The organism is Capsulimonas corticalis, assembly GCF_003574315.2.
Classification (GTDB): domain Bacteria; phylum Armatimonadota; class Armatimonadia; order Armatimonadales; family Capsulimonadaceae; genus Capsulimonas; species Capsulimonas corticalis.
The window spans coordinates 3,241,332-3,267,886 of sequence record NZ_AP025739.1 but is presented as its reverse complement, the minus strand read 5'-3'; the positions used below and the strand labels follow the sequence as shown (position 1 = coordinate 3,267,886).

25 protein-coding genes are annotated in these 26,555 nt (G+C 61.6%); 14 read left to right on the top strand and 11 right to left on the bottom strand.

Features of this window, described 5'->3' with window-relative positions; translation table 11 throughout:
• The first annotated feature begins 170 nt into the window (after positions 1–170).
• Both D5261_RS13820 and D5261_RS13815 read left to right on the top strand, forming a co-directional pair.
• A complete protein-coding gene (locus tag D5261_RS13820) occupies positions 171–1,544 on the top strand; it encodes an HD-GYP domain-containing protein (RefSeq protein ID WP_119320733.1) in 1,374 nt (457 codons plus the stop codon).
• A gap of 51 nt (positions 1,545–1,595) precedes the next feature.
• Entirely contained in the window at positions 1,596–2,690 is a 1,095-nt protein-coding gene (locus D5261_RS13815) for a diacylglycerol/lipid kinase family protein (RefSeq protein WP_119320734.1), read from the top strand.
• A gap of 111 nt (positions 2,691–2,801) precedes the next feature.
• Here D5261_RS13815 and D5261_RS13810 read toward each other — a convergent pair whose 3' ends face one another.
• The 4 genes from D5261_RS13810 to D5261_RS13795 form a co-directional block, all read right to left on the bottom strand.
• Complete coding sequence (locus tag D5261_RS13810; protein ID WP_119320735.1) at positions 2,802–3,485, bottom strand: DUF5666 domain-containing protein; 684 nt, start codon at positions 3,483–3,485, stop codon at positions 2,802–2,804.
• A 77-nt stretch (positions 3,486–3,562) separates the two neighbouring features.
• Positions 3,563–4,030 (bottom strand): Spy/CpxP family protein refolding chaperone, encoded by a 468-nt coding sequence (locus D5261_RS13805; RefSeq protein ID WP_301002507.1) that lies wholly within the window; start codon positions 4,028–4,030, stop codon positions 3,563–3,565.
• Positions 4,027–4,539 (bottom strand): anti-sigma factor family protein, encoded by a 513-nt coding sequence (locus D5261_RS13800; RefSeq protein ID WP_119320737.1) that lies wholly within the window; start codon positions 4,537–4,539, stop codon positions 4,027–4,029. The genes D5261_RS13805 and D5261_RS13800 overlap by 4 nt, the downstream gene beginning before the upstream one ends.
• Positions 4,536–5,189 (bottom strand): RNA polymerase sigma factor, encoded by a 654-nt coding sequence (locus D5261_RS13795; RefSeq protein ID WP_119320738.1) that lies wholly within the window; start codon positions 5,187–5,189, stop codon positions 4,536–4,538. The genes D5261_RS13800 and D5261_RS13795 overlap by 4 nt, the downstream gene beginning before the upstream one ends.
• A 172-nt stretch (positions 5,190–5,361) precedes the next feature.
• Between D5261_RS13795 and D5261_RS13790 the strand changes: the two genes are divergently transcribed.
• Positions 5,362–5,904, top strand: coding sequence for a VOC family protein (locus tag D5261_RS13790; protein ID WP_119320739.1), 543 nt, complete (start codon positions 5,362–5,364; stop codon positions 5,902–5,904).
• Positions 5,905–5,974: 70 nt separating this feature from the next.
• Positions 5,975–6,400, top strand: coding sequence for a YybH family protein (locus tag D5261_RS13785; protein ID WP_218025550.1), 426 nt, complete (start codon positions 5,975–5,977; stop codon positions 6,398–6,400).
• Positions 6,401–6,451: 51 nt separating this feature from the next.
• Here D5261_RS13785 and D5261_RS13780 read toward each other — a convergent pair whose 3' ends face one another.
• The 6 genes from D5261_RS13780 to D5261_RS13755 all read right to left on the bottom strand — a co-directional run bounded on the left by D5261_RS13780 (position 6,452) and on the right by D5261_RS13755 (position 14,674).
• Entirely contained in the window at positions 6,452–8,455 is a 2,004-nt protein-coding gene (locus D5261_RS13780; protein WP_119320741.1) for a TonB-dependent receptor plug domain-containing protein, read from the bottom strand.
• Between the two features lie 13 nt (positions 8,456–8,468).
• Positions 8,469–10,022, bottom strand: a complete 1,554-nt coding sequence (locus tag D5261_RS13775) for an HD domain-containing phosphohydrolase (protein ID WP_119320742.1) — start codon at positions 10,020–10,022, stop codon at positions 8,469–8,471.
• A 30-nt stretch (positions 10,023–10,052) separates the two neighbouring features.
• Positions 10,053–12,521, bottom strand: coding sequence for a sensor histidine kinase (locus D5261_RS13770; RefSeq protein ID WP_119320743.1), 2,469 nt, complete (start codon positions 12,519–12,521; stop codon positions 10,053–10,055).
• Between the two features lie 2 nt (positions 12,522–12,523).
• Positions 12,524–13,534, bottom strand: coding sequence for an ABC transporter substrate-binding protein (locus tag D5261_RS13765; protein WP_165864082.1), 1,011 nt, complete (start codon positions 13,532–13,534; stop codon positions 12,524–12,526).
• Positions 13,535–13,768: 234 nt separating this feature from the next.
• Positions 13,769–14,257, bottom strand: a complete 489-nt coding sequence (locus D5261_RS13760; RefSeq protein WP_165864083.1) for a QcrA and Rieske domain-containing protein — start codon at positions 14,255–14,257, stop codon at positions 13,769–13,771.
• 144 nt (positions 14,258–14,401) lie between these two features.
• Positions 14,402–14,674: a ferredoxin family protein gene (locus D5261_RS13755; RefSeq protein WP_119320746.1), complete on the bottom strand. Its 273-nt coding sequence runs from the start codon at positions 14,672–14,674 to the stop codon at positions 14,402–14,404.
• Positions 14,675–14,836: 162 nt separating this feature from the next.
• On the opposite strand from D5261_RS13755, the gene D5261_RS13750 reads away from it, so the two are divergent.
• The 10 genes from D5261_RS13750 to D5261_RS13705 all read left to right on the top strand — a co-directional run bounded on the left by D5261_RS13750 (position 14,837) and on the right by D5261_RS13705 (position 25,940).
• The gene (locus D5261_RS13750) at positions 14,837–15,517 is read left to right on the top strand and encodes a Crp/Fnr family transcriptional regulator (protein ID WP_125205904.1); all 681 of its coding nucleotides are present in this window, start codon (positions 14,837–14,839) and stop codon (positions 15,515–15,517) included.
• 150 nt (positions 15,518–15,667) lie between these two features.
• Entirely contained in the window at positions 15,668–18,349 is a 2,682-nt protein-coding gene (locus D5261_RS13745) for a bifunctional diguanylate cyclase/phosphohydrolase (RefSeq protein ID WP_119320748.1), read from the top strand.
• Positions 18,350–18,446: 97 nt separating this feature from the next.
• On the top strand, positions 18,447–20,333 hold the full coding sequence (locus tag D5261_RS13740; RefSeq protein WP_165864084.1) for a lasso peptide isopeptide bond-forming cyclase: 1,887 nt from the start codon (positions 18,447–18,449) through the stop codon (positions 20,331–20,333).
• 102 nt (positions 20,334–20,435) lie between these two features.
• Positions 20,436–20,915, top strand: coding sequence for a tail fiber domain-containing protein (locus D5261_RS13735; RefSeq protein ID WP_218025551.1), 480 nt, complete (start codon positions 20,436–20,438; stop codon positions 20,913–20,915).
• Between the two features lie 16 nt (positions 20,916–20,931).
• Positions 20,932–21,876, top strand: a complete 945-nt coding sequence (locus tag D5261_RS13730) for a phosphoenolpyruvate carboxykinase (ATP) (protein ID WP_125205905.1) — start codon at positions 20,932–20,934, stop codon at positions 21,874–21,876.
• Positions 21,873–22,175 carry a PqqD family protein gene (locus tag D5261_RS13725; protein WP_119320751.1) on the top strand — a complete coding sequence of 101 codons (303 nt, stop codon included), beginning with the start codon at positions 21,873–21,875 and terminating at the stop codon, positions 22,173–22,175. The genes D5261_RS13730 and D5261_RS13725 overlap by 4 nt, the downstream gene beginning before the upstream one ends.
• The gene (locus D5261_RS13720; RefSeq protein WP_165864086.1) at positions 22,159–22,638 is read left to right on the top strand and encodes a lasso peptide biosynthesis B2 protein; all 480 of its coding nucleotides are present in this window, start codon (positions 22,159–22,161) and stop codon (positions 22,636–22,638) included. Before D5261_RS13725 ends, D5261_RS13720 begins: the two co-directional genes overlap by 17 nt.
• Positions 22,619–23,830 carry a nucleotidyltransferase domain-containing protein gene (locus tag D5261_RS13715; protein ID WP_119320752.1) on the top strand — a complete coding sequence of 404 codons (1,212 nt, stop codon included), beginning with the start codon at positions 22,619–22,621 and terminating at the stop codon, positions 23,828–23,830. The genes D5261_RS13720 and D5261_RS13715 overlap by 20 nt, the downstream gene beginning before the upstream one ends.
• The gene (locus D5261_RS13710; protein ID WP_119320753.1) at positions 23,823–24,389 is read left to right on the top strand and encodes a GNAT family N-acetyltransferase; all 567 of its coding nucleotides are present in this window, start codon (positions 23,823–23,825) and stop codon (positions 24,387–24,389) included. The genes D5261_RS13715 and D5261_RS13710 overlap by 8 nt, the downstream gene beginning before the upstream one ends.
• Before the next feature lie 42 nt (positions 24,390–24,431).
• Positions 24,432–25,940 (top strand): MFS transporter, encoded by a 1,509-nt coding sequence (locus D5261_RS13705; RefSeq protein ID WP_119320754.1) that lies wholly within the window; start codon positions 24,432–24,434, stop codon positions 25,938–25,940.
• 14 nt (positions 25,941–25,954) lie between these two features.
• On the opposite strand, the gene D5261_RS13700 is transcribed toward D5261_RS13705, so the two are convergent.
• On the bottom strand, positions 25,955–26,545 hold the full coding sequence (locus tag D5261_RS13700; protein WP_119320755.1) for an anthrone oxygenase family protein: 591 nt from the start codon (positions 26,543–26,545) through the stop codon (positions 25,955–25,957).
• Between the last annotated feature and the right edge of the window lie 10 nt (positions 26,546–26,555).

Genomic DNA, 26,555 nt, shown 5'->3' with positions numbered 1-26,555 from the left:
GATCCTGTAATATATGCTTGCTCGCTACAGTATATCGTAATATGGCTACAATTGCCAATTTTCATAGGGATTTCCCAACAATTCCAATCGCCCAGGTAATTCGCTCAGTATGAAACTCTCCCCATTCTGCCAATGATATAATCATCAATAGGAAGGCCGTTTCAATTTTTATGGACGAGTCGCTCAAACCGACCGCACTTTCGCTCGCCGAGATCCTGTCCTCGCTCAGTTATGCGCTGGATCTTACCGGGGGCCAGCCGATGGGGCACGCGCAGCGTTCCTGTCTGATCGGGATGCGGATCGGTTCGCTTTACGGCCTTTCCGAGAACGAGCTGACGAGTCTTTATTACGCGGTTCTCATGAAGGACGCCGGCTGCTCCAGCAACGCCGCGCGCATGTATGAGATCTTCGGCAGCGATGACCTCAAGGCGAAGGGCGACGCTTCCGTCGTCGACTGGTCGAATATCTTCGAGGCGGCGCGCTACGCGGCGGCGCACGCGCTCCCTTCGGGATCGCTTTGCATGCGGGCGGCGCGCGTGCTGAAGATCGGCGTTCAGGGCTCGCGTCAAAATCAGGAAATTCAAGAATCCCGCTGTAACCGGGGCTCTCAGATCGCCATGATGCTCGGACTGGGCAAACAAGCGGCGGACTGCATCCGCTCGCTCCCGGAGCGCTGGAACGGCTCTGGAGCGCCGCAGGGGTTATGCGGGGAAGCCATCCCCCTGCTTTCCCGCATTGCGTCGCTGGCGCAGACGATCGACGTCTTTGACCGAACCTTTGGGCTGGACGCCGCCTACGAAATGGCGGAGAAACGCTCCGGCCGCTGGTTCGATCCCGAACTGGTCCGGATCGCGCAGCGTTTCCGCAACGATCTGAACTTCTGGCATGAGGTGCGGAACTCCGCGCGCGAGACGCTGCTGGATCTCGATATCCGCGCCGCCATCGAAATGGCGACCGAATCGCGGATCGATTCTATCTGCGACGCCTTTGCGCAAATCGTCGACGCGAAGTCGCCCTTTACCGGCCAGCACTCTTCCCGCGTGCGCGACTACAGCGTGCAGATCGCGCGCGGCCTGGGGATCTCCGGCGCCCGTCTCACCACGATGCGGCGCGCGGCGCTGCTGCACGATGTCGGCAAACTCGCCGTCCCCAATACGATTCTGGATAAGCCCGGCAAGCCCGATGAGGAGGAGTGGAAGTGCATTCGCCTCCATCCTTTCCATACCCAGCAGATCCTGCATCAGATCCCCGGCTTTGAGCGAATCACGCAGATCGCCTCGGCGCACCATGAACGCCTGGACGGCCGTGGGTACTTTCAGGGATTGAACGCCGACCAATTGGACCTCGACATGCGCATTCTGGCCGTCGCGGATGTCTACGACGCCCTTTCCGCCGAACGCCCCTACCGAGGAGCGCTTCCCCAGGAGGAGGTGTTCGCCATTCTGGACAAAGATCGCGGGATCGCGCTCGACGCCGACTGTATCGACGTCCTCAAAAAATACGCTATGCCCGCCGAGCCCACCGTGCTGCGCCGCGCCGCGTGAACGGTTTCGCCCGCCTGGTACAGCCCGCTCGTTTCTGGGTACATAGATCGCATGAGCGCCACACCCCAGCCTAACACAGCAACTGCCGACCACACGGACAACGAGCGGAGCGCCGAAAGCAGCGCGCCCGATCAGAAGTGCGTCTCGATCATCTTCAATCCGGTCTCGGGACAAACCGATCCCGAGGCTCGTAAAAAAAGCATTACCGACGCCCTGACCGAGCACGGCTATACCTGCATCTTTATTGAAACCAGCAAGGAAGTCGGAGGCGAGGAGCTTGCCAAAAAGGCGATCAGCGACGGCGTCGATCTGATCGCCGTTTCCGGCGGAGACGGCACCGTCATCGAAGTCCTTTCGGCGGCCATCGGCTCCGACATCCCCATCGCGGTCCTTCCCGCGGGCACCGGCAACCTGTTGTCCGTCAACCTCGGCATTCCCGCCACCGTTCCCGAAGCCGTCCACGTCGCGCTCTCCGGCCAGCCGTATCAGCTGGACCTGGGGCGTTCGAACGACGGGAAGCACTTCGCGATCATGGGGGGGCTTGGCCTGGACGCCCGCATGATCAACGACGCCGACCGGGAAGCCAAGAAACGGCTGGGGGTGTTCGCCTACCTCTGGGCCGCGCTGAAGAACCTGCCGCGCCGAGGCGCATACGTGGAGATCGTTTTAGACGGGCGTCCGCCCATCCGAAGCCGCGCAAAAAGCGTGCTGATCGCCAATATGGGCAAAGTGACGGGGGGCCTAGAAGCAATGCCCACCGCCTCGCCCAACGACGGCCTGCTGGATGTGGGCGTGATCAAGGCCGAGACTTTGGGACAGTGGCTGCGGATCGCGGGATACGCGCTGATCGGGCGAGCCCATGATGCTCCGGATCTGGATGTCTATCAGGCAAAGAAGATCTCCGTGCGGACGCCCAATCCCGAGCCGATCGAATTCGACGGCGAATCGGGCGGCGACACGCGCGAATGGAATGTTGAAGTTGTCCCGCGCTGCGTGAGCGTATTGCTCCCTGAAGGCGGCCCCGCCGCCATGGACGCCTCGGAGACGCCGGAAGCCGTCGCCCGCCGCTCGTTCACCGGCCTGGCGATCGGCGCCGGCGTCCTGCTCGCAATCGCTCTCGTCGTCGTCAATCGACGGCGGCGGTAATCACGCGCCTCCCAAGATGGAGGCAAAATCCAAGTGGAAGCAAAATGAAAAGCCGTCCCGGCCGCGCTTGAGCAGGCGTAGCCGGGACGGCTTTTCGTGGGTATCGCGAGATTACTGCGCGGGCGGCGGCGGAGCATCGCCTCCCGCTCCGCCGCCGCCTTGACGGCGGCCGCCGCCACCGCCCCGGCCGAAGCCCATGTTGGCGGAGACATGCACGGCGGACGCGACCTGCGAGCCGGAGTCGCCGGTGACATCGGCCGTCACGAACGTTCCGGTCTTCACGTCCGACCAGGATCCGGCCTGCGGGCCGGTGACGCGCGTGTCGGCCGTCGTGGTGACGGTCACGGTCTTCGCGTCGGCTGTCGTGATCGTCAGCGCCGGCTTGACCGTCGCGATGACGCCGGTCGTACCGCCCCGGCGACCGCCACGGCCGCCCGGACCGCCGCCGCCCGGTCGTCCGGCGCCCTGACCGGCGGGAACGACCATGATGAAGCGGGCTTCGACATTACCGGTGTCATCGGGCTGGCCCATGACGCGGATGTTGTCTCCAACCTTGAGCGAGTCGAGTGTTTTCGCGACATCCACAGTGTATTTCGTGGCGTCGGTGACCTTGAATGTCGTCGCGGTTTGGTCGCGCGGATTCGTGACGGTGATAGTTTTCGCCGTCGAATCCGCCGCCGAGACCTGGCCGCGAACGTGATCGACGGCGTCTCCGGGCGCCGCATAAACCGCCGACGTCGCCGCGATCACCGTCATAGCCGCCATGGCGGGCCAAAATGCCTTCTTGATCATCATGCTTTTCTCCATCCTCTTCGATTCGGTCCGAACAATTGATATGGTCAGTGAAATTGAAACCCCGGGCAGCGGCAAACTTATTGCGAGTTCCAGCCCTGATCCCGGTGATCGTGTCCTTCATGCCCCTCGCCCGGATGGGGGCGACGCAGGATCGACGATTGAAGCTGCGCGAACTGATCCGGCGTCAGGATTCGGCGCAGCTGCTGCTGGTCGGAAAGCCGCTGATCGAGCAGCTGTCCCTGCACCCGGTTCAGATCCTGGTTCAGCCGCGTGGCGGCGGCCACATCCAGATCGTACTTGCGGTACAGATCCGAAAGCTTGCCGCGAATCTGCTGAAGCTGCGTGAACAGATCGTGGGACTGCGCCCGGGACGCGCTTTCCAGCGCCGCCAGCTTTTGCTGCTGCGCCGGAGTCAAATTCATGCCGGGCGCGTCGGCGTCGGCAAGATGGACCGATCCGGGCGAGCCGGCAAAGGCCGCCCCGGGGAGAACGCCCGCCAGGAAGACCGCGAAACCGATCGCGGCGCCCCATCGAGCGCGCTTCAATTGTTTTCTGAGTTGATGTGTGTCCATATGTCTTCCATTGACGTGCCCGCCGGATCGTCCATCGCCGGATTGGGCGCGGAAACGTCCTGAATGCTGGGCAGGGAGGCGAGGGCCTCCGCCGTCGGGGCGTGGAGAGCGGGATTGCCGGGCGCCGTCTTCGTAGACGCGCCCCCAGGCGGCGCGGGCCTCGGCTGCGGCGCGACCGACGGGTAAGCGATCAGCGCCGCCAGGGCGAGCGCCGCCGCTCCGCTCCAGATCAAACGCGGAGCCGGGGCCATCCGGCGCCGCCTTGGCTCCAGCCGATGCGCGAGGCGGGGCCAGAGGTCCGGCTCGGCCGCGCCTTCCAGAGAGTTCTCGCGAAACGCCCGGCGGATCTCGGCTTCGGCCTGCATCCAGCGCGCGCACGCCGCGCAGCGATCCCGGTGACGCTCCAGCGCGGCGACATCGCCGGCGGAGAGTCTGCCCGCAGCCCAATCCGGCGCCTGGGATTCAAATATTCGACAGTTCATTCCATTTCCTCGGGAGCGGCGGCGTCCATCACGGCGCGCAGCCGGCGACGGGCGCGCATCAATCGAACCCGCAGCAGCGGCGCGGGACACTGGGTGATCCGAGCAATCTCGTCGTACCCCAGATCCTCGCCATAGTACAGTGTCAGCAGCAGGCGGTCGTCCACGCGAAGCTGGTGAAGACAGCGCTCCAGAAGTCGTCCGCGCTCCGCCGCTTCCAGGTTCTCAATCGCGACCGCTTCCGCGTCGGGAGCGACGACATCCGTCCAATCGACGGGCGGCGCCGTGCGCCGCTGCGCCTGCTGGCGGCGGATCCGATCGTGGGCGATATTGGTGGCGATCCGATAAACCCAGGTCGAAACGCTGGAGCGGCGCTCAAACCGTCCGGCGTCCCGCCATACGCGCAGAAACACGTCGAGCGCCGCCTCCTCTGCGTCTTCCTGCGTGCCCAGCAGCGGACGCAGATACCGATAGAGCTTGGGCTGGTAGCGGCGTACGATCTCGCGCATGGCGGCGGGATCGTCCTGCGCGCAGCGCTGGACGAGCCGCAGATCCGAATCCAATTCGTCCCGCATCAGGGGATCCACCGGATGATCGCGCAAATTGTCGCTCTGTGGCCCGCCTGCGAATCGCAGCGGCGCTGTCCTGCTCATCGCCACACTTGCTCCGCCTGCTCCGGTGATTTCGACTTCATCTGACTCTGTAGACGCAGAAAATCTCCGAACGTATCACTTTTTTTCAAGACGAAGACCAATTTATTTGTCACGGCGCCATTGGGAGATTACGGTCCGGAACTTACCTGTAATGAGACCGGTTACAGAATCAATGGAAGATCGTGGGAGGAAAGAGTTGAATAGCTCAAAGAAGAGTGAGATCACGGCGCGTCCGATTGACCCCGGCGTTTCTATCGGACACGTGCATTTGAAGGTGGCGAATATCGACCGGGCCTTGGCGTTCTATCAGGGAGTGCTCGGATTTGAAGTGATTGTCCGCATGGGCGACAGCGCCGCGTTTATCTCGGCGGGCGGATACCATCACCACATTGGGTTGAACACGTGGGAAAGCAAAGGCGGATCGCCCCCGCCGGCGGGAACGACGGGACTGTACCACGTCGCGATCCTCTACCCGACGCGCGCGGCGCTGGGCGACGCCCTGAAGCGGCTCACGGCGGCCGGCGTCTCGCTGGACGGGGCAAGCGATCACGGCGTGAGCGAAGCGCTGTATCTTTCCGATCCGGACGGCAACGGCGTGGAGCTTTACTGGGACCGCCCGCGCGACCTGTGGCCGCGAACGCCCGACGGGGAAGTGACGATGTATACGCGGAGGCTGGATCTCCAGGGTCTTATCGCGGCAGGCGAGCAAGAATAAGAAATCTTTCTGACGGGTAAAGTAATTCTCGAACGATTCTTCGGCGTCAGCACGCCGATGATTGGAGGGAATGATGAGCGCAGTCACGAAAGACTTCGAGGAGTTCATGAAGCGCCGCGCGAAAGCGGCGAACGCCTATGTCAACGGGGATGCTCAGCCGCTGAGCACTCTCACGGCGCATAATTCGCCCGCGACATTCTTCGGTCCGGGAGGCGGCTTTACCAAGGGCGCGGACGATGTTCGCGCGCGCTATGCGAGGGACGCGGGATCATTCGAGCCCGGCGGGGACAGCGACCTGGAGATTTTGCAGATGGCCGCCGGCGACGGCGTCGGCTTCTGGACAGGATTCCAAACGGCGACCGTGCGTATGCCGGGTAAGCCCGAGGCGATCCCGATGAAACTGCGGATCACGGAGGTCTTTCGCCGTGAAGACGACGAATGGAAGCTAATCCATCGTCATGCGGATATGCTGGCCGAGGAACAACCGAAGAAGTAATGGTCGCGGAAAGGCCCGCGCGGCATCGCCGCGCGGGCCTTTCCGCGTCGATCAGAACTTGCCGTCGGCGCGGACCCAGAGGGTGCGGCGCTGGGACTCGGCGATTTTAGACGGCGCAAGCGGGTTGAGAACGTCCACATACTCCTCATGGCGGTCATCGAGCAAGTTGGTGGCGGCAAGCGAAATCGTCCACGGCTTGCTGAGGCCGCCCACACGATAGCTGAGGTTGGCGTCCAGGGTTGTGTACTGCCGGATCGGCGCCGACCCGTATTTGGCCTGACTGACAAAGTGCGCCGCGAGATATCCGATCGCCTTGCGGCGATCGTCGGTTTGCAGCACGAGATTGATTTTGTGATGCGGCGAGAAGTCGGCCTGCGAGCCGTCATCGTTCGTCACATCCTGATAAGCGTAGTTCAGCAGCCCATGCGCGCCGCCGCCAAGGCGGAAACCGCTTTCCAGTTCGAACCCCGTGGCGCGCACGCCGCCGATATTGGTCAGCTGGAGCTTGATAGGAATATTCGGCGGAAACGGCGGCGACGGAGCGGTCTCCAGCACGGCGCTGCTGATAACATCCGTAATATGGTTGGCGAACAGGCTCAAACCGACATAGCCGGACGGCGTATCCTTGCGATAGCCCGCTTCGATGCTGGTCACCTTCTCCGGTTTCAAATCCGTGCTGCCGAGCATCTCAAAGTTCAATCCCGGAGCCAGCGGCGAAGCGAAGTTCAGATACGTCTCAATGATCGTCGGCGCACGGAACGCGGTTCCATAGGAAAGGCGCACGGTCTGCTCTTTCGGCAGATGCCGGACGAGGCTGAGGCGCGGCGATGTCTGAGATCCATAGATGGAGTTGTCGTCCCAGCGCACGCCGGCGAACAGATTCGTCATCGAATCGATCAGGATCTGGTCCTGGAAAAACAGGCTTTTCAGGCTCTGCCCATGGCTCATCGTCCCGGTCGGTGTCGACGTGAATTCTCCCTGCCGGTAGCTGCCGCCATAGAGCAGCTGATGGCGCGCGGAGATCTGGCGCTGCTGCTGGATCTCCAGGTTTATGACCTCTGAGTTGAGACCGAATGTCGGATTGACCAGTCGTTCGGACGTATGATAAATGCGACCCATGATCGGCGTCGCCCCTTTGTCTTCATTGTACGTCAGTGTTTCCGAGGTGGTATGCCACTTTGCGTCGTCCAGAAGCGCTTGCACGGAGAGGTCCGCGGTGGCGTCGGAATTGTCCACCGAAAGCGTCAGCGATCCGCGCCGGGTTTGCTTTTCCAGATCGAGGGTTTCGATCGGGACACTGTCGCTGTCGCGGATTTGGCTCGGCTTGCGCTCCCCGTAACCATTCGTTCCATGGTAACCGGCGCCAACCGTAAGAGCCCAATCTCCCGCCTTGCCCTGCGTGGTCGCCACTTCCACGAACGTACTGTTATGTTCGCCGTAAGCGCCGGCGAACGAGCTGTGGTTTTGCGCGGCGAGCAGTTCCGCCGGAGTCTTCGTGATGATATTGATGACGCCGCCGAACGCGTTCGCGCCATAAAGCACGGACCCTGGGCCGCGCACGACTTCGATGCGCGCGATCCGCGAAAGCAGCAGCGGCTGCGTATTCCAGAAGACATTGCCTTCAATGTCCTGATTGATGGAGCGCCCGTCCACCATTACTAAGATCTGATTGGAGAAGATCTTGTTGAAGCCGCGAATCGCGACGTTCGCCTGCGATTTATTCGGCTCCATCACATCCACGCCCGGCACCGACCGCAGCAGCTCAACGATGCTCGTCGCGCCGGAGCGCTCGATCTGATCGGCGGTGATGACCGTGGCGGCGGCCGGCGAATCGCTGATGCGCTGCGCCGTCTTGGAGGCCGTCACGATCATGTCGCCGGCGAGCAGAAGCTCGGTGTCGGCGGACGTATCGCGGTCGCCGGCGGCCGCGCCGGCCGTCATCTTGGGACCCTGCGCGTGCGCGGAGGCGCACGGGAGGCCGATCGCCAGCCCCATGGCCGCACACAGCATCCGGCGGCCTCGCCGAGCCGCGCTCATTTTCAGATCGACAATCATAAAATTCCCTCTATCATGCGGCCTGCTGATGGAGCGCTTCCTGAGTCCGAATGATCTGCACGAACAGTTCCGCGAGCTGCGGGTCGAACTGCGTGCCGGCGCCGCGCTCGATCTCTTCCAGAGCGGCCTCGATCGGCATTCCCGAGCGATACGGGCGATCCAGCGTCATGGCGCTGAACGCGTCGGCGACCGCCATGACGCGGCCCAGCAGCGGGATTTCTTCGCCGGAAACGCCGCTTGGATACCCTTTGCCGTCCCAGCGCTCGTGGTGGTGCGAAACGGCGTCGAGAATATCGTTCAGGCGGGGCAGTCCGTGGATGATCAGCATGGACAGCGTCACATGCCCCTTCATGACTTCGTACTCTTCGGCGGTCAGCTTGCCAGGCTTGCGCAGGATGCTGTCCGGAACGCCGATCTTGCCGATGTCATGCAGCAGTCCCGCGACCCGGACGGCGTCCAGGGTCTCGCCGGACAGCCCGAGCGCGTTCACGAGCTTGAGCGCGTAGCCGGTCACATCTTCCGAGTGGCGCTTGGTGTAGTGGTCCTTGCGGTCGATGGCCGTCACCAAGCCGTCCAGCACCTGGAACTTGCCATGCGACGGGTCCACGTCTTCGAGGATGTGCGAGAGGTGCAGCGTGACCTGATCTCCGCCATGGCTCTTGCCTTCGTACAGCGCGGTGTCCGCCGCCGTAACGAGATTGGGCGCCGAGCACCCCGCCGTACGCGTGTCGGCGACGCCGAAGCAGAGGCGGACCGGCAGGTTGCCGCCGTCGGGACTGGTGAAAGGGTTCAGGCTCAGATAGTGCTTGATCTCGTTCGCGACGCCCTGCGCCTCGACGCCCGTCGTTGTCGGCAGGATCACCATGAACTCGTCGCCGCCGCACCGGCCCAGGATCCCCTTGGCGCCGCAGACGGCTTCCAGGGCGCGCGCCAGATGGCGCAGCACTTTGTCTCCCGTCGGATGGCCGTAAGTGTCGTTGATCAGCTTGAAGCCGTCCATGTCGAGCATCATCACCGAGACGGTGTCGTCCGGGATCGTCTCCAGCAGCTCCTCCAATCGATGATGGATGGTCTTGTGGTTGTAGAGGCCCGTAAGACCGTCGCGCTCCGCGAGGTCCGCGAGCTGCGCTTTGGCCGCTTCGAGCTCTTCGATCCGCACCTGGAGCTCAGTGACCAGACGCCCGTTTTCCGAACGAAGCTGGCGGCGCTCCACGGCGCGCGCCACAACGGCGTCCAGTTCGCGGATATCCTCCAGCGGCTTCAGAAGATAGTCGAAGACCCGGCCGGTCTTGAAGGCTTCGACGGCGTTTTCCATTGAGCCGTGTCCGGTCAGGATGATGAACTCCGTCTCCGGCGTCAGCTTGTGCGCCGCCTCCAGAAGTCCCATGCCGTCCAGACGAGGCATTTTCATGTCGGAAACGACCAGATCGTATACGCCCTGCTGCAAGAGCTCCAGCGCCATCTGTCCATCTTCCGCCAGCGTCACTTCGTGCCCGCCGCGGCGGAGCTGGCGGCCCAGCATCAGTCGGAGCGCTTCTTCATCGTCTGCTAATAATACTTTTGCCATAGTTCTATCATCCTCTGTGGTGGGCGGCGCTTAAGCCGCCTGCCGCAGTTCGCTTTCCTGTTCCGTTATGTCCGCCTCAAGCAGCGGTAAGGTGATGGTGAAGACGGCGCCGCCGTCGTTATGCGTCGCGATCAGGCCCTTGTGCTTTTGTATGATGCCGTGGCTGATCGACAGGCCCAGGCCCGTCCCCTTGCCGGCCTCTTTCGTGGTGAAGAAAGGATCGAAGATATGCGCCGCGACTTCCTCGGGAATGCCGGTTCCGTTGTCGTGGAACTCGATGCAGAGGCGGCCGCTCTCTGTCCAGGAACGGATCGCGATCTCGGCGTCCTTACGGCCTTCCATGGCGTCGCGCGCATTGGTGATCAGGTTGATAAAGACCTGCTCCAGCTCGTTGGCGTCGCCCATGACCTGCGATGCTCCGGCGGTCAGGTTCAGCTTGACGCGGATATCGTGCGCCTTGAGCTGGGCGTCGATCAGAATGAAGCAGTTCTCCACGACCTGATCGACCGTCACGCGCGTCATCTCATATCCGCCGGCGCGGCAGAAGGTGCGCAGGTGCTTGATGATCTTCATCATACGCGTCGTCTGGCCCTCGATTAGCACGAGGTCGTCCAGGACGTCGGGCGAAAGATTCGGCTCGCCCTGAAGCTGCTGGGAGATGCCGCGCACGATCGCGACCGGCTGGTTCAATTCGTGGGCGACGCCGGCGGACAGCGTGCCGAGCGACGCCAGCTTGGCGGACTGCACGAGCTGCGCCTCGGCGCTGTCGAGCTCGGTGCGGCTCTGCTGCAAGGACGCGGCCATGGTGTTGAACGCGACCGCGAGGTCGCCGATCTCGGCCGGCGCCCGCTCATCCACGCGCTTGGCGAGCTCCCCTTCGGCGATGGCGTGCGTTCCTTGAGCGAGACGCAGGATCGGGCGAAGGATGGCGCTCGCCAGGATCAGGCCGATGACGCAGCTGATCGCGCAGGAGATCAAAATGATCGCCAGCGCCCACACCGAAAGGCGGCGGCTGGCCAGGCGAAGCGCGTTGGCGGTGAGCGGCGGGATCCGGCGCGCCAGCTCCGTCGACGCCGCGCCGGCGGCGGCGGCCATCTGCCGGTCGTTGTCCTGCTGGGCCTGCTCGGCCTGGGACCGGATCGCCTCCTGCATGCCCTTCAGCTCCGCGCCGGTCTGGAGACTGGTTTTGCGCTGAAGCTGTCCAAAGATCTCGCCGGTGCGTGTCCGCACCTGGGCGGCGGTGTCGGAGTGCAGGCGTCCCGCATCGATTTGCAGGCGCTTCGCCGCGATCTCCGAGGAGTTCTGGATGTCCTGGTTCATCTGCAGGAGAGAGTGCTGCGTGTTCCGCGCGATGTCGTTTTTGAAGGACCGGACGGGCAGCATCACTTCATCGCTCGGCTGCGCCACAATCAGCTTCCAGCCAAGCGGCTCGATTGGCGCCACCTGCCGCATCATCTGCGCGTCGCTGGGCCGCTCCTTCAGAAAGATGGCGTCGCCGGGGCCGGTGACATAGGCATAGCCGTTCTTGCCGATGCGCGTGTTGCGGATCGTGTCCCAGAGATCCTCCAGGGCCAGGCGGGCGGTGAGAACGCCGATCACCTTGCCCCGGTAAAGCTCGACCGGGACGGAGAGACGAAGCACGGGAGCGCGTCCATACTGCGGCGGCGTTTCGAGACCGACATACGATTGCCCGCCCATCGCGGTTCGGAAGTAATCGGCCGTGAAGTGATTGGAAAGGTCAGAGGCCGTCACGGCGCGGTCCGAAGCAGACATCGCCGTCTCCTGCCCGTTCATGTCCATGACGCTCACCAGCGTAAACATGGGGAAACGGCGCACCAGGGCGTCCAGAACGGCCTTTTCGCCGGCGCGGTCGCCGTCGTAAACATTGAGCATCTGCGCCGTGAGCGCCAGATAGTTCTGATTGGTCTGAAGGTAGACCTGAGCGAGCTGGGCGAGCTGCCGGGCGCGCTCCTGCATCTGCCGGTTGCTCTGGTCCAGCATCGCCGTCTGCACCCGGTCGGCGACCCGGACCTGCGTGTAGCGCGCGGAGCTGGCGAACAGGCGTCCCATCTGGCCGTTGACGTCGTGCAGGATATCGCGGTTCGTGGACAGCGACTGGCGCATGGCGCCGTCAAAGCTGCTTTGCGTCACCCGGGCAAAATCGTCCCCCGTCTTGGAGATCGAGTCCGCCTGGCCCTTTTCCCATTGCCGCGAAACGTTCTGGCCGGCCTGGAGCGAAATCTGCGCCATCTTCTTGCCGGAGCTGCGCACCGTTTCCTGGCCGACCCGCTGGAACTCCTTGCCGGCGTCCTTGACGGCCGAGCCGTTGATCCGCTCCATGGTGTGAGTCATTGTGACGATCTGCTCGCGGGCGACATGGCCGACCGTCAGGACCGTCACGGCGATCGGGACGGCGACCACCGCCATCAGGATCGGCACCAGGCGCCGGGCCAGCTTACTGGTCAAAATCGTTTTGAAGTTCAATCGTGTTTCGTTCATGGTTATTTCGAGCCGCTCTTAGCCGCGCCGGAATCGACAACTTCATCAGCCAATCGAAGTACGGAGTTGGGCACCGTCAGACCAAGCGCCGAAGCGGCGTCCAGGTTCACCGAAAGCATCGTCTGGCGCGGTCCGCGCACGCTGGTCTGTCCGGGCTGCGCCGATCCATCCAGAAGCGGCGCCGCCATCTCGGCGTTCACATCGCCCAGGTCTTGAAGATTGGCCGAAAGCGCCAGCAGCGCGCCGGCGTGAACGTTGGCGCTCGACGTTCCCAGCACCGGCAGCTTGTGGCTTTTCGCGACGTCCAGCGTATCGGCCAGCGCCTGCGGGCCGGCCGAAGCGGGGTCGACGATCAGCCAGAAGGCGCCGACTTTCCCCGCCAATTCCTCCAGCGCCGCCTTCCGATCGGTCGTGGGCGTCATCGCCTTCGACACGATTTCGATATTCAGCTTGGCGGCGTCCTGAGTGGCGGCGCTCAAAAACGCGAGCGAGGTGGCGTCGCCGTCGGTATAGAGCAGGCCGACTTTTTGCGCCTGGGGCAGAATCTGCTGCAGCGCATCGAGCTGCTTGCCCGCGCTAACCTGGAGCGTCGTGCCGGTAAAGACGCCGCCGGGCTGCGCCAGAGATTTGGCGACGCCCAGGCTGATCGGATCCAGGATCATGCTGAACACGCAGGGACATGTCGGATGCGCTTCGGCGATCGTCCGTGTCGCGTCCGTTCCCAGGGTAAAGATCAGGCTGTTGTTTTTCTGAATCTGCGCCTTGATCGTCTGCTGATCCTGATTTTTGTCTCCCGACAGCGCGAGGATGGTGATGTCGGTCGTGTCGCCATATCCTCGGGACTTCAATCCCTTGACAAACCCCTGTGACGCAGGCGCGTAAAAGCTGATGTCGCGCGATTTCACGACCAGCACGCGCCGCTTGGGCGGACTGGAATCCGCATTCGCTCGGACGCAGACCATTCCGCATACGACGGCCGCGACAAGCATTGTCAGAGAAATAAAACGCTTCACAAGTAGACGACTCTCACCGGAATGGAAAACGAAAAGGGATGAACCCGCAGGGTTCGACGGTTTTAGTATCGGCATTTCCCACCGACATATTTAGCGGACTTACGCAAAATTGCGAGGAAATAAATATCTGGAAACGATACGAGGATTTGAGGAATGCGAGCCCGGAAATAAAACAAGCCCGGAAAACACAGGTGTTTTCCGGGCCGTGAAATTGTGTCTTCGATCGACGCAGAGTTAGTGGGCGGGCGCGGGGTCCGCAGCGCCTGCGGTGAGCGCGCTCAAATCGACTTCAATCTGATCGCCGTTCCGGCGCGCCGGCGCGGTTGAGAGCGCGGGCAGCAGCTCGGCGGGCGAGCGCCGGGTCCCGACAAGGTTTTTTCCGTCAGCGGCAAACTGCGCTTCATGGCAAGGACACGCATAACGCGTTTTGCCGCCGTCCCACTTGACTTCGCACCCGCGATGCGTGCACTTCAGGTTGACGGCGGTGACGTCCTTTTCACTCGTGCGCGTGACGGACAGCGCCAGGTCTCCGACCGCGACGCGCGTGGGCGTATTCAGCGGAAAGTCGGCGGCCTTCCCCACGGATGTCCACTGGGCGGTATCCTTCGGAGTCGCGGCGTCGTCCTTCGCCTGGCTTGCGGCGGGCAGCAGCAGAAGGGCGCCCGCGCCCGCCGCCGCCTGCAAAACTTCTCGGCGGTTCAATCCTTGCATATCTTCGTTCATTCCAGCTCCTTGAGAATGCGCGCAGCTTCGGCTGCTCGGCGCGTTGTGCATGCAAAGTGATTTACGACTTTGACGGGCGCATTGTTCCGGAAGCGAACGCCGAATCCGACAATCTCCCCCGGCCGTGTGGCCGGGGGAGATTGTTTAAGCGCGCTTGCCCGTCTTATAGAACTCCGCGTTGATCTCAATATACTGGGACCATTGCGCCGGGACTTCATCCTCCATGAAGATGGCGTCCACGGGGCACTCCGGCTCGCATAGGCCGCAGTCGATGCATTCGGCGGGATCGATGAAGAGCTGGTCGATCAGAACGCCGTCGACTTCCACGGTTCCTTCGTGAATACAATCGACCGGGCAGACGGCGACGCACGATTTATCTTTCGTTCCGGCGCAGGGCTCGGTAATGACATACGGCATGGTTTCGTGTTCCTTTCCACAAAAAAGCGTCTGGCGCTAATCACCGTAGTACGCTATACTAATCGCAATGAGCACGATCACGGTTCTAAGATACCGTGAGAATACGGGCTCCGGCAATGACTTTCGTCATAGCGGGCATACGGGAGCAGGAAATGGGGCATTGTGGAGCGTAAAGAAGCACTAGCGCGGGTTCCGTTCCTCAAAGAACTGCCGGAAACAGTTTTGATGGAGATCGCGGAGGCGGGGCGAGAGCGAAAACTGACCCGAGGCGAGCTGCTAGTCTCGGAGCATGACGCCTGCGTGGGCCTCATCGTGGTGCTGTCGGGATCCGTCAAGGTCTATAAGCTGGACAATCGGGGCCGCGAATTGACGCTTGGACTGGAAACGCCGGGCGCCAGCGTGAGCGAGCTGCCCTTGTTCGACGGGGGGAACTATCCGGCGAGCGCGGAGGCCGCCGAGGACGGGACGCGCGTCCTTGTCGTGCCGCGCGCTCAGTTTCAAAAGATGATGGCGCTGCACCCGCAGATCGCGATCCTGGCCCTGCGCGCCCTGTCAATACGAATGCGCAAACTGGTGGTGATGCTAGAGGCCCAGACGATGCACAGCGTGCGCGTGCGTTTGGCGGCCCATTTGATGCGCGCTTCGGAAGGACGCGCGACCTTTCGACTCGCCGATACGAACGAGGAGATCGCCAGCCAGATCGGAACGGTGCGCGATGTGGTCTCGCGAACGCTGGGAAGTTTGAAAGAAGCCGGGGCCATCACTGTCAACGGACGCACCGTCACGATCCAGAATTTCGATATTCTCCGCAGAATTTCGGATTCCGGTGACATTCCGTCATGACGACCTAATGCTCGGAGCGATTTTTGCCGAAACATTAAGCGAGTATTATTACCAAAGTGAAGAAGCGCGTTCGGCGCACGTCACGATGGTTGTCTCCGAGACAATTCCATCCATGTGGAATTCGATACGGAGGAAAAGAGTAGCTAACGCATGTCCAGAATACATAAAGGAATAGTTTGGGCCACGATCTGTTACGCCTTGCTGTTCGTGTTCATGCTCATCCTCCATCCCGGGACGCGCAAGTTTTATGACGCCTTCTTCAATACGTACCAGATCGCTCCGCCGCTGCTGACGGGAGTTGGGGGCATCTCCTACTTTCTGCACGGCAAGCACACGAGCGCTTTACGCCGTATCGGCTGGCTGCTGATCGGCATGGCGGGCTTTTCCTTCGCGCTGGGACAGATCACGTGGACGTATTACGAAAGCGTTCGCGGCGTCGAAGTGCCGTTCCCTGGATGGTCGGACGCCGGCTACCTCGGCGCGTATCCGTGCCTGATCGTGGGCGTTTTCCTGCTGTTCGGCAGTATGCCCGTCGCCGGACGAGCGCGCCTGGTCCTCGACAGCGCCATCGCCGCGCTCGCGGCGGGAATGCTGAGCTGGCACTTCGTCATCGACCGGCAATGGGCGCAGTCGGACATGACTTTTGTAGGAAAAGTGATTACCGTCGCTTATCCACTCGGAGACGTCGTGACGATCTTCGGCGTGATCGTCTTGATCAAAACCATGGTCACGGACCGTGTGCTGCGCCGCTCCTGCATCTTCCTCGCAATCGGCATGGCCCTGCTCGCGTTTTTCGACACATCATTCGCCATCATGACCCTGAACAATTCCTATCATACGGGCAGCTGGTCGGACTGGGCCTGCTCGTTCGGCTGGATTATGATGGGATACGCGCTGGTTTTGCCGATGTGGCTGCCCGCCACCAAAAAGGATGAAGCGGCCAGAGAGCGCACGCTTGTCACGAACACGCAGGGCAGCATCCTGCAAATGCTCTTCCCGTACATGGCCGCCTTCGCCGCGTTCGCCGTGATCTGCGTTCGCGATTATAATGAACCGCCGCTCCACCAGATCGGCGCCTCCACCCTCGTGACCGGCCTTGTGCTGATTTTGCTGGTGATTCTGCGCCAGGTTTTCACGCTGACGGAAAACCGGCGTTTGACCATTCAGCTCAAACATACGAATGAAGGGCTGGAGGAAACGGTCGCCCAGCGAACCCGCCAGCTCGAGTGGCGCACGGAGCAGCTCGCGGCGCTCCATCGCCTGACCAAAGAAATCAACACCACGCTCGACTACGATCAAGTGCTCAATCAGGTGATCACGCACGCCCCCACCGTTCTTGGTTCCGATGCGGCGGTCATTCGCCTCGGCAATATCGACGATCCGCTCGGCTCAATTTTCCCCATCGTCCGGGAAACAGGGTTCGAAGAGCATGGAACCGACTTCGCCTGGATCGAAAGCCTGGAGCGCTGCGGCGCGATCGAAATCCTCGATTTGCCATGCGGCGGAGCCTATCTGCGCGCGCCTTTGCTGTGGCACGGACAGGTTCTCGGGTCGATCGGTTTCGTTCGCTGGGCAAGCGCGTTTGACTCCTCCGATATCAAAGTCGTCGAGGGCGTCGGCCTGGAAGTCGGGGCCGCGCTGAACAATGCGCGCCAATATCAAACCGCCAAGGATGCGGCCGATCGCGATTCCGTCACCGACCTCTTCAACCATCGCGCCATCCACCAGCGCCTGGATCGGGAGTTCGAAGTGGCGACGGCGACGAACCGCCCGCTGTCCGTCATCATGATGGACCTGGACAACTTCAAGCTGTTCAACGATACCTATGGGCACCCGACGGGAGATCAGGTTCTCAAGCACGTGGCGAGCGCGCTGAGTGAAACGTGCCGCGAAGGCGATCTGGCGGGCCGCTACGGCGGGGACGAGTTTATCATGCTCCTGCCGGACACCACGGCGAACGACGCCCGGAAACTCGCGGAGACGCTGCGCGACCGGATCAACTTCGACGGGTTCCGCCGCCCCGGCGACGAGCGCATCGTCCCCATCGGCCTGAGCCTCGGCATCGCGGATTTCCCCAACGACGGCCTGACCCGCCACGACCTTTTGAACGCCGCCGACGGCAACCTCTATGAAGCCAAGGTTTCGGACACCGGCATCGCGCAGACGAGCTCCACGCAGCGGTCGAACCGAAAGCTTCGCGCGGAACAGTCCTTCGGCACTCTGGACTCCATGGTGACCGCCGTCGACAACAAAGACCGATATACGCGCCGCCACTCCGAAGACGTCACGGACTTCGCGCTGTGGATCGCCGCCGAGCTAGGCCAATCCGACGAGACGATGCGCGACATCCGCATCGGCGGCCTTCTGCACGATGTCGGCAAGATCGGCGTCCCGGACAGCATCCTGCGCAAGCCGGGTCGCCTCACCGCCGAAGAGTACGAGATCATGAAGCAGCACCCCCATCTGGGCGCCCTGCTCGTCGGCGCGCTGCCCGGCATGGAATCGTCGCTGGACGCGGTGCGCTCCCATCACGAACGCTGGGACGGGAAGGGATACCCGAACGGCCTCGCCGGCAATGAAATCCCCCTGCTGGGACGGATCCTGGCGGTTGCGGACGCCTTCAGCGCGATGACGACCGACCGGCCTTACCGCAAGGGCATGGACTGGGACAAAGCGCTCGCGGAAATCGAGAAAAATATCGGCACGCAGTTCGACCCGGTCTCCGCCACGGCGTTCCTGCGCGCCGCCCAGCGCCGCCGCCCAATCGTCCCGGAGACATCCTCGCCCGCGCACACTCCCATGGCGAAAGAACGCGATGTGAGAGCCGCGTAGCCGCCAAAAATTTTGTCATGCTTCGAAGAGCCATTTGCTGGGTAGACTTCGCTTTACAGTCGAAGTCTGCCCAGTAATCGTTTGGAGAGCATCAGATTTGAGCGCTATTGCGGGTATTTTGCTTGCAGACGATCGACCGGCTCCGCCGCATGGGCTTGAGCAAATGATGGAGGCGCTTGCGCATCGCGGCTCGAGCCCTGTTAACTGCTGGGTGGACGGCTCAGCCGCATTCGGAAGCAGTCTTCTGAGAACGACGCGCGAATCGCACTTCGAGCAGGCGCCCCTTCGTGACGCCGCGAACGACCGAGTAATGACCGCCGACGCCCGACTGGACAACCGAGACGAACTCATCGCGCGTCTGCAAATTCCCCAGCGATCCCCAGATCCAATTACCGACGGCCAGATCATCCTTGCCTCCTATGAAAAGTGGGGACCACAATGCCCTGAGAAGCTTCTCGGAGATTTCGCGTTTGCTATCTGGGACCGAAGCGACAAGACATTATTCTGCGCCAGAGATCACTTTGGCGTTCGGCCATTTTACTATTACAAACATCACGATCTTTTCCTATTCGCCTCGGAGATTAAGGGCCTGCTGGCAATGCCGGAGGCGCAGCGCCTCGTCAATGAAGACCGCGTCTTAGAGTATCTGGCGGGTTACGCGGAAGATTTGCAGCATACGTTCTATCAGCGGATTTTCAAGCTGCCGCCAGCGCACAGCATGATGGTGCGTGACGGCGAGATCTCGATGCAGCCCTACTGGTCCGTGGAAGCCGCTCAGGACATCCGGCTATCATCAGACGCCGAGTACGCCGAAGCATTTCGCTCCATCTTCCTCCAAGCAGTCCATTCCCGATCCCGCGCAAATACTCCGCTTGGCTCCACGCTCAGCGGCGGCCTCGATTCGTCGTCCATCGCCTGCGCCGCCTCACAATACCTGCAAAAGGATGGGCGGGAGCCCCTCCAGACATTTTCCGTCGTTTTTGACGACGTGCCTAAGTCCGATGAACGCGACTATATGCGTGCGGCTCTGGATATGGGAGGCATGGAGCCGCACAAAGTCCATGGAGACCGGATCGGCCCTTTTTCAAATATCGACCAGATGCTCAGCGCTCAAGACCAGCCTTTTACTGGTCCCAATCTATTTTTGCACTGGGCAATGTACGCAGCCGCGAAAACGGCTGGGGTCGGCGTGCTTCTCGACGGTCTTGACGGCGATACAACAGTCTCTCACGGCGTCTCCCGCCTGACCGAACTCGCGCGCGCAATGCGCTGGCCGACCCTGCTGAGGGAGGCGAAGGGGGTGGCGCGCAATCTCAACGGCTCCACTCGAACTCTCATTGCGACCCAGGCGGTTTACCCATTCGTCCCCAAAGCCATGCTCGGCGTATGGAAAGCCGCCCGTCGGCGACAGCCGCCCGCCAGCGTCCTTTCGGCCTGTTTGAACGCTGACTTTCAAACTCGCACTCGTTTTCATGAGCGGTCGAACGTGCTGCTGGGCGTTGGCCGGCGCCCCTGCCTCACGGAAAAAGAAAGTCATCACTACCGAATGTCGAGGGGGATTGTTCCGCATGTGCTGGAGATCACCGACCATGCGTCCGCCGCCTTCTCTCTCGAAGTACGCTATCCGTTTTTCGATCGCCGGCTGGTGGAATTCTGTCTGGGAGTCCCGCCGGATCAAAAACTTCGCGATGGTTGGACGCGCTGGATCATGCGAAAGGCAATGACGGGCGTCTTACCCGAACAAATTCAATGGAGGGGCGGAAAATCCGATTTGGGACATAACTTCCTTCATACTTTCGCGGCTTTCGATATACAGCGTATCGAAGCGATGTTAGCAAGCGACGGAAATTCGCTTTCGCAATACGTCAACATGAGTTCCATTCGCTCCAGCTTGGATCGCTTCGCGATTCAGCCGTCGTGGGAGGACGCCGAGCTTCCGCTCAAGGCGTCTCTTCTTGCCCTATGGCTGCAAAAGATGACGTAAACCCATATCAAATTAAATATTTTTAATTTTCACGACATTTCATGGAACCATGACAGTGCTGTTCCTCAAAAAATCATCCGCGTTCGCTAAAGGAGAAAACAAATGACCGACACCCCGCAAGATTTCACGAGCCGCGCTGAGGATCAGGAACCCGCGAAGAAGGCGTACGAAACGCCGGAGCTGACCGTCCATGGAACCATTGCCAATATCACTGAATTTATTGGACCAAACTCTGGCGATGGAATTATTGGAAGTCAAGTCATCATTAGCGACCGATCCATGAAGCAGGACTTCGCGACTGTTGACGCACACGATGTTCTGGCGCGTCTGGTTTCTATCCCCGTGGCGTCGTGGAGCTATCACTTCCAAAACCCCGCGATCCGTCATATCGGCCCGATGGCCCAGGACTTCGCGGCGGCGTTCGGTGTCGGCGAAAACGATAAGCATATCAATATGGTCGACGCGAACGGAGTGACGATCGCGGCGATCCAGGCGCTTTACGATCTGGTGCAGCAGCGTGACGAACAAATCGGCGAACTGCGCCGAGAGATTGACATGCTGAAGCGGAAGATGATCCAGTGATCATGAGGCGCTATCGATGATTCTCGCTCTTCCAGCCACACGATATCGATATGTCGCCTACGGCCTCACAATCGACTCGACGCTGCCTTTGCCGGAACTTACTCCTCTCTCGTCGGCAGAGTTTGAAACGGCTGATGTAGCAATTCGAGTAGAAAGTCTTCCTGCGATTCCCAGCAACGCCAGCGATATCCGCGAGGGGCACTGGATGTATGGCGACGCCGTGTGGCTTTCTTTCGAAGGAGCGTGCCGAATTTGTATCCGTGGCGGCCGAGAAATCTTAGTGGAGGGAGAGTCCGGCGTCGATAATAGCGTCCTGCGTCTTTTTGTTCTCGGCGTTGCTCTGGGCGCTCTGCTGCATCAACGGGGTTTCCTGACATTGCACGCGAGCGCGGCAGTTGTGAATGGAAGCGTCGTCGCCTTTTTAGGCGCCGCCGGCGCCGGAAAATCCACAATGACCGCCGCGCTGCAAGCGCGCGGACATACAGTGGTCGCCGACGATATCGTGGCGGTCTGCCTCGCCGATCCGGCGCGGCCGACCGTCCAGTCCGGCTTTCCGCGACTAAAACTCACTCCCGATTCCGCCGCCGCTCTGGGACATAATACAGCCCAGCTGAATAAAGTACACGCCACACATCCGAAGTACGGCTTCCCCGTCGCGGAAGGCGCGGGCCGCAGTTCTTTAAGATTGGAACGCATTTATATCCTCGCGCAAGGCGACTGGCCTGAGATCGAATGTCTGGAACGTCAACATGCGGTCGTGGAGATCATCCGGCATACTTATGCGGTGGGGATGCTGGTATCGCAGGAGAATAAGACGACGCATATGCGTCAATGCGCCGCTCTAACCGCTGAGGCGCACATTCGGCGTCTGAAGCGGCCGCTGGATTTCCAGGCGCTGCATGAGGTCGCGGCGCTCGTCGAAAGCGACTGCGGGGAAGCAAACGCTGGAATAGTTCGATGAAGGGAGCATCTATGGACGACAACGCCACTATCACCGCAAGCAAAGAACAGGTCTCCTGCGATTTGCAGGGCGACATGGCAATCCTCAATTTGAAGAACAGCACGTATTACGGCCTCAATCCAATCGGCGCGCGCATCTGGGAGTGGGTTCAAAACCCAATCCATGTCAGCGATCTGCGGCAAAATATTATCGGCGAGTACGATGTCGAACCGGAGCGAGCGCAGGCGGATCTCGCGGTGCTGCTGGCGGATCTGGAGCGGCACGATCTGGTGGTCATCACCCATGACGCTTCGTACTAATCGCCTCGCCATACTTCGTCGCCACGGCGCGAAGTGGCGATCGCTGAGCATACGGGATCAAGGCGTCTATCTGCGCGCCCTAGCGCTCCTGGCTGTCATTCGGATCGCTCTTTGGACGGCGCCGTTCCCATGGGTGCTCCGATGGATCGAGCGTCGCGTCCATCCAGCACGCAACGCTTCGGCGGCCAGTAACCGTGATTGCCTGGTCTGCGCGCGCGCGGTTGGATCCATGGCGCGGTATGTGCCTGCCGCGACGTGCCTAACTCAGTCGCTGGCGACATTTGTCCTTATCAAAAGACTCGGAAACCCAGCGTCCCTCAAAATCGGCGTGGCGAAAGCCGAGAATGGCGAGTTTCTCGCGCACGCCTGGGTGGAAACGCCGGATGGACGCTGCATGACCTCTGCCGGACCGGGAAGTTTTCAGCTATTGATGAAGGTCGAGAATGACGTCTGCGCCACTTAACTCCGCTTTTCGTGAACGAGAACTGCTCACCGTTTGCGGCCGAGTTCATTTGGACGCCGCCGCGCAGACGCGTCTCGCGCGCCTGCTGGACGCTCCTGTCGACTGGCCCTCCACGGTTTCGCTCGCGATGAAGCATGGTCTTGTTCCGCTTCTCCACAAGCATCTTTGCGAAACGCAGCCAGCACGCGTTCCCGCCGATGTGATCGCGCGTCTGGCTCAGCTCTCACACGGCGCAGGGCGTCATAGTCTGCACATGACGGCCGAGCTTCTTCGGATCGCGAAAGCGATGGAAGCCGAGGGGGTAATGGCGGTCGCGATCAAAGGACCGGCGCTGGCGCAGTCTCTCTACGACAGCATTGCATTGCGGTGTTTCGGCGATTTAGATCTGCTGACGTCTCCGGACGAGATCGAACGGGCCGCCCGTGTATTGCGCGGCCTCGGTTATGTGGACGAATTCTGCGGCTCTGAGGCAGATAGCGACATCCACATGCGATCCTACCACAACTTCTGTTTCGCTTCGGCGGCAACCGGCGTCCGGGTTGAGCTGCACCACCGGCTTACCAACCCTTGTTTTCAATCCGAGAAGCAGGTGCGGGACATCATTGGCCGAGCGACTCCCATTCCTCTCGCCGGATCCTCCGTCCGCACTCTCAGTCCAGAAGATCAGTTTCTCTATCTTTGCGTGCATGGGGTAAAACACCTTTGGGAGCGTCTAGAGTGGATCTGCGCGGTGTCCGCGATGGCGCGCGGCTCAATGGTTGAAGATTGGGAGGTTGTCGCATCCCGCGCGCGCGACTCCGGCAATGAGCGAATCGTGTTCGTCGGTCTTTTGCTCGCGGAAGCGCTGACGGGAGTCCCTATTCCTGAAGCGCTAGCGCCCATGGCGCGCCGCGACCGTGTGGCGCATGCGCTGGCGGAGGAGGCTCGTCGGCGCGTATGTGTGGAGGAAAAGCAGCCGGAAGTCGGCGAGCTGTTTTTCTATAATCTTCGCGCCCACAAGATGCGGGAGCGATGTGTCTACTGCTGGTTCGCGCTCACCACTCCCACCCTAGCCGATGTGGAGACAATGCGCCTGCCAAGGCCGCTCTATGGCGTTTCGCGTCCACTGCGCATTGTAAAGACCTACGCCGCCTCCATGCTGCACACATTGTTTCACCGACAGAGCGCCCAAGTGATACTAAACGATGAATGACGATCCCAAGCTTCCTGCCCTAACGCTTCGGCTCGCGCGCCTCGGCGATGCAGACGCGCTCGCGGAGCTGATCCCTCTTTCCGCGCATGCGCTTCAGGCGGACTATTATACGCCCATACAGATCGAGGCGGCGCTTGGGCCGATCTTCGGCGTCGACCGCCAGTTGATTGCCGATGGGACTTATTTTGTCGTGGAGGCAGCCGGGCGGATCGTGGGATGCGGCGGATGGAGCCGGCGCAAGACGCTCTTCGGCGGCGATGACGGCAGGAACCCCGACGACGATTCCCTGCTCGACCCCACTCGCGACTCGGCGCGCGTCCGAGCTTTCTTTGTGCATCCGGAGTTCGCCCGGCGCGGCATCGGACGCCGGATTATGTCGGCCTGCGAGGATGCGATCCTTCAGGCGGGTTTCCGGGACGTCGAGATCGTCGCCACCCTCGCGGGCGAGCCTTTGTACGCAGTTTTTGGGTATCACGAATCGGAGCGGTTCGAAATCCCGATGCGGGACGGCCTGACGCTTCCGGTTGTACGGATGCGAAAGCGGCTGGCGCCGTCCTGAAACGCGCAAAACTCATCGTTGCTGTCCAAACGTATCTTGTTAATGCTCACTCTGGGTCTGACGACCGGCGTTGAGTTCCTGGAGAACTCCATGCTCGTGCTCTCGTCGGCGCACGTCCAGGGCGGCGTCGGCGCGACTCCGGAAGAGTTTGTCTGGGTCACGGCCGCCTACGCCACCGCCGCGATCCTGATGATTCTGCTTCAGCAAAATCTGACGGAGCACTTTGGATACCGGCGCTACCTCACCGCTTCCCTGATCGTTTACGCCGCCGCGAGCCTCGGCTGCGGCTTCGCCCATTCCGTCATTACCTTGATTGCCTGGCGCGTTGTCCAGGGCGCCGGGGCGGGCGCTCTGTTCACCTCCTGCCGCATCCTGATCCAATTTACGTTTCTCGGCCCAGAGCGCGTCAAGGCGCTGCGCTTCTTTATGGCGGGGGTATTCGGAGGATCGACGCTAGCGCCGCTGCTCGCGACGCGCTTGATCGACGCGAGCACGTGGAACTGGATCTTCTGGATCATCGTCCCGATCATCCTCGCCTGCGCGCTGCTGGTATGGTTCACGGTCCCCGAGCCGGAGAGCGCCGAAAAGGCGGAGCAGCAGATCGAGCGCCGCGTGCGTTACGACTACTGGCCGATCGCCCTCTTCGCCGTCAGCATCGTCTCCGTGGAGATCGTGATGCAGCGAGTGCGATTCCAGTTTCTGACGCAGTCCCCGCATCTGCTGCTTCTGCTGGCGGTCGCGATCCTGGCGATCGTCGGCTTCGTCACCCACCAGCTGCGCGTCCCCGATCCAATCCTGCATCTGACCGGCCTGCGCAACAAGCAGTTTCTCTGGGGGCTGCTCTTTTACTTTATCTACTATTTGCTCGCCTACGCGTTCTCGTATCTGTTTCCCGTGTTTTGCGAGCAGGTCCTTTTGTATTCGGTGGACTTCATGGGCCGCCTGCTGTTCTTTTCCGGCGTCGTCTCCATGGCGGGCGTCATGGTGTATTTGGGCGTCAGCAGCCGCCTGCGCCGCCGCAAGTTGCTTATGTGCGCGGGCATGCTCAGCATGGCGGCGGCTTTCTGGATGCTGTCGCGTCTTTCGACACAGATCGCGGCGTCCGGTCTTTATCTCCCCCTCTTCCTGCGCAGCCTGTTCGCGGCGATGCTCGTGCTTCCCGTCGCGGGCCTGGCGTTCAAAGAGTTTGAACTGGACTTTTACAGCCACGCATACCGTTTGAAGAATATCATTCGGCAATTGTGCCAGACCTTCGCGGTGGCGGCGATGACCGTCATGCTCCACCACCGCGCGGCAGTCCATCGGTTCGATCTGGCGGGCGACGCCGATCCCTCCAGCGCGGCGGTGTCTCAGCGCATCTCGACGCTCAGTCACGGGCTGATCGCGCATGGATTGGGGGCGGCCGACGCGCACGCCGCCGCGCTTGCGCTGATGGGGAAGGCGCTGGAACGACAGATCCTCCTGCTGTCGTGTCTCGACGCCTTCACCCTGCTCGCCGGCGTCGCGCTGCTCGGCTTCGCCCTGATGGCGCTTCAGCGGCAGCTCGATTGACATACGTCCCCATGCTACTTTCCAGGCGCCTTCGCGGAACGACTCTCACGACCATGGAGCACAAGCGCCCGGCCGAGGCACGCGAGCGCCGCCACGGACGCCAGCCCGCGCACGTCGTTCCAGAGATTCCAGGATCCTTCAAATCGCTGCCGGAGCCCCGCCAGGTCGGCGACGGCGTCTAACGAGCCGGGCCGTGCGATCTCGTCGTTGAGCGGAATATTCGCCGCAACCGTCACCGCAAGGGCGGCGCCGTAAAGCGCGGCGGCCGCCGCGATCCAGGGGGTCGCTTCGCGCTTCCCAAGACGGCGCTGAAGCGCGGCGGCGGTTCCCGTAAGCACGAATGCGCCAAAGAAGCTCAGCATGAACACGGGATTGACGATCGCGTCGTTAATTCGTCGCATGACATCGAGAAACGTGCGGTCGTCCGCCCGCGCGAGGCCCGGCATCACCGCGCAGGAAAATGCGTAGTACACGCCGGAAATCAGCCCCATCGCGATCATGGACGCTCCGAGCGCCGCACCGGCGGCGCGTTCCGAAGATTCCGACCGGGCTTCGTCCGACGGATACGCCGCCGGACGGTCGTCAATGGCTTTCTCATCGATCATTGTTTTCCCT